The sequence below is a fragment of the Nocardia sp. NPDC004722 genome, assembly GCF_053601505.1.
Genome location: NZ_JBSGBY010000776.1, coordinates 1 through 3,365, shown reverse-complemented (window position 1 = coordinate 3,365; position 3,365 = coordinate 1). Strand labels below are relative to the sequence as shown.

Here is a 3,365-nt window from a genome sequence, read left to right as displayed (position 1 = left end):
GACGGGCCCATTGGTGAAGATCGCGTTAACGCCTGTCCGCTCTGCGTGTTTCGCGCAATTCAGCGAGCACCATAGCGCCCGCGACGAAACCGATTGCGCCGTAATGGATCAGCGACCGGCACAGCCGCCGCGCACCGGCTCGCAGCCCGCCGTCGAATCCGGCGCCGGAGACCGGATTCGCCACCGCCGCAGCCGATCCCGCCATCGCGGCGATACCGCCCGCGATGGCCAAGGCGAGGCCCGGCCGTTCGAACAATGCCGTCGCGCCGACCGCTCCGGCGAGCGCGCCCGCGGACATGGCCGCGTGGAAGCCGCGCACACTCGCCTCGGCCAGCGCGACCACCAGCAGCGGACCGGCCGCCGACCCGGCCACGAGGACACCGGCGGTGAGGCCCCACATGGTCGAGATCAGCCCGGCGGCCATCAGTCCCGTGCCCGCGACCAGTGCCGCGATCCCGCCGCGCCGCACGGAACACAACAGCCGCCACCGGTGAGCGGGCAGGATCGCCGCGCAACCGAGCACCAGTGCGGCGAGCCCGATGTAGCCGACGACCGCACCGGGCATTCCGGTGGCGCCGCCGAGCGGTTTGCACAGCAACGCGATCTCGATTCCGGCGGCGGGCCCGGCCGCCGCGGTGGCGATCAGCAGGAGCAGTCGTCCCACGCGCCTCACCTCCACACCCGCGTTTCGCATAGGGAAACACGGTTTCGCAGTTGCCATATTGAACCGTCGCCGGCGATGGGTGTCAAGCGCGAACGAGCACGTAACCGCTTGGAAACAGCCACTTTTGACACGCCGCCGCGCCTCGGCGGGAAATCTTCGCCGCCCACTGGACAGATTCCGGCGACCGGTACAGAATCGGAAACGGAAACAGTGTTTCGATCTCCGAAACGCTGAGGATCAGGAGGTGCGCGTTCATGACGCGAGTCGCCGCCGCCCAGCTCGCCGCCGGCACCGATGTCGCGGCCAATCTCGAGACCTGCCTGCGCATGATCGACGCCGCGGCGTCCGACGGCGCCGAGCTGCTGGTGCTGCCCGAGTTCTGTAACCACCTATCGTGGTACACCGACCGGTCTCACGCGCGGCGAATGGCCTGCCGGCTCGGGGGTTCCTTCCTCACCGCCATCGCCGAGCGCGCCGCCCGCCACCGCATGTATGTGAAGATCGGGGTCACCCTGGCCCGCGCCGAGGGCCGCACCACCGCGACCAGCCTGCTCTACGGACCCGACGGCAACCTGCTCGGCGAATCCGACAAGCAGATCCTCATGGGCGCGGAAAACGACCATCTCGACCGTGGCGACACCGATTCCGAGATCATCGACACCCCGCTGGGCCGCCTCGGCCTCTACGCCTGTATGGAGGGCGTGATCTGCGAGGTGCCGCGCTCGCTCGCGGTGCGCGGCGCGCAAGTGCTGCTCAACAGCCTCAACTCCTTCGCCACCGATGAAGCGAGCCTGCACATTCCGGTGCGCGCCGCGGAGAACAAGGTGTGGGTGATCGCCGCCAACAAGGTCGGCCCGCTGCTGCCGGACGATCAATTGCCCGCCATCGCCGCGAAATTGGGCGTGCCGGCCGATCGGCTCCACGGGGCGGGCGAGAGCCAGATCGTGGCCCCGGACGGCACCACCGTGGCCAAGGCTCCCCCGAGCGGCGAGGCCGTGGTGGTGGCGGACATCGACATTCGCCGCGCCGACGACAAACACCGGCCCGACGGCACCGATCTCCTCGCCGCCCGCCGCCCCCGGCTCTACACCATGTTGCTGACCGCGGCGAACTCCGTGCGCACCGCCGCGGCGGCTCAGACCCAGCGGGTCGCGGTGACGCTCCCCGATACCGATCTCATCGCCGAAACCGCCGCGGCCGGTGCGCAACTGATCGTGGTGCCCGAATCGCTCTCGCGGCCCTTGGCGGTCACCGCGGTGGTCGCGGCACTGCGCGGTTCACTCGCGCACGCGGTGCTGACCGTAGGCTCCGGAGGCGCGCATGTCGGACTGCTGGTGAACAGCGAGGGTGTGCGCGGCCGACAGGCCCAGCTGCATCGCACCCGCCGCTATCCCTGGCTCACCGAGCTCGGATCCCGGCTCGAGGTCTTCGAAACGCCGTGGGCCCGGTTGGCACTGGTGGTCGGCGACGACGCGTTGTTCCCGGAGACCTTCCGACTGGCCGCCCTCGCCGACGCCGATGTCGTGGCCGTCGCGCACGCACCCATCGAGCCCTGGGAGCACCAGCTCGGCCTGCCCGAACGCGCGGCCGAGAATCGGCTGAACATCGTTGCCGCGGGCCTGGATCCGGCCGGCGGGCTCGCCGCCGCGGTCTACGCGCTCAGCCCCGACTTCACCCTCTGGACGCCCTGGCAGGGCCCGTTCACCGGCGTCATCAGCCACCCGGAGGTGAGCGCGGCGCCGCCGGGCGCGGACCGCCTGATCGCAACCGTCCGCCCGGCACAGGCGATCAACCGCCGAGTGTCACGAGGCACCGATCTGGTGGCGGGGCGACCGCTCGCCGCCACGGCTGCCCTCACCCGCGAATCCGTGACCGCCACAACAGAACCGGAGCTGCCATGAAGGAAACCCTCCAGCACGTCGAGCAGATGGTCGACGAGAACCCCCGCACCGACGTCACCGAGACCTTTCGGGAATGGCAGGCGTTGCTGGCGCGGCTGAAGGCACGCATCGAGGCGCGGTTCGAGCTCACTCGCGACCCGTCGACCGCCGACCTGGACTCCTACGGCGGCGAGGGCGGCCCGTCCGGCAGCCTGGCCGCCTACACCGGTCCGGAGATCGACTGGCTGGTGCACTCCTGGATCGGTGATCCCGCAACCGGTTTCGTCAACATGCACCTCACCGCTTGGCTGGGCCCGCAGGTGCGGGTGCCGCACCTGGGTTCGGCGCTGCTGCTGTGGCCGGAGGGCTGGTTCTACGTGGACGGGGTGCCGCGCGGCGATCTGGTCGGCGACGGCGACTACTACGACCGCTATTACGCCGACGCCGACGCGCCGTGGCTGAGCTTCAAACAGGAGCATCCGGACTTCACGTGGTTCACCAGCCGCACCGGATTCATCCGCGCCAGCCTGTCCCCCACCGCCTACTGCTACTCGTTCCCGCCGACCCGCCCCAATCTCGACACCGTCGCCGAGCTGCTGACCGGGAAGGTCGAGCAGTGGCTGAGCTGGGTGGACGACGCCGACACCGTCCCGGAGTCCGAGCGCGCCGAGCTGGCCGCCCGCGATCTGCGCGTCCGCCGCAATATCGCCGAGCGCGATCCAGCGAACGTCATGGGCGAGCGCATGTTCGGGCCCGAACTCACCGCGCGCCTGGTGTGCGCGCGCTGTGGGGCGGCGACCGCGTGCTGCCGCGACCGGTGG

The 3,365-nt window shown here is 70.4% G+C and carries 3 protein-coding genes; 2 read left to right on the top strand and 1 reads right to left on the bottom strand.

Annotation, left to right across the window (positions count from 1 at the left end):
- Positions 1-25 precede the first annotated feature (25 nt).
- Positions 26-664, bottom strand: coding sequence for a hypothetical protein (locus ACWELQ_RS41635; protein WP_452402494.1), 639 nt, complete (start codon positions 662-664; stop codon positions 26-28).
- A 254-nt stretch (positions 665-918) separates the two neighbouring features.
- On the opposite strand from ACWELQ_RS41635, the gene ACWELQ_RS41630 reads away from it, so the two are divergent.
- Both ACWELQ_RS41630 and ACWELQ_RS41625 read left to right on the top strand, forming a co-directional pair.
- Positions 919-2,565, top strand: coding sequence for a nitrilase-related carbon-nitrogen hydrolase (locus tag ACWELQ_RS41630; protein WP_452402493.1), 1,647 nt, complete (start codon positions 919-921; stop codon positions 2,563-2,565).
- On the top strand, positions 2,562-3,365 hold an 804-nt coding region (locus ACWELQ_RS41625; protein WP_452402492.1), incomplete at its 3' end, for an oxidoreductase. The genes ACWELQ_RS41630 and ACWELQ_RS41625, both read left to right, overlap by 4 nt.

Excerpts from the sequence above, each read along its gene's own strand:
- ACWELQ_RS41630 (WP_452402493.1), top strand. The coding sequence starts at position 919 with ATGACGCGAGTCGCCGCCGCCCAGCTCGCCGCCGGCACCGATGTCGCG.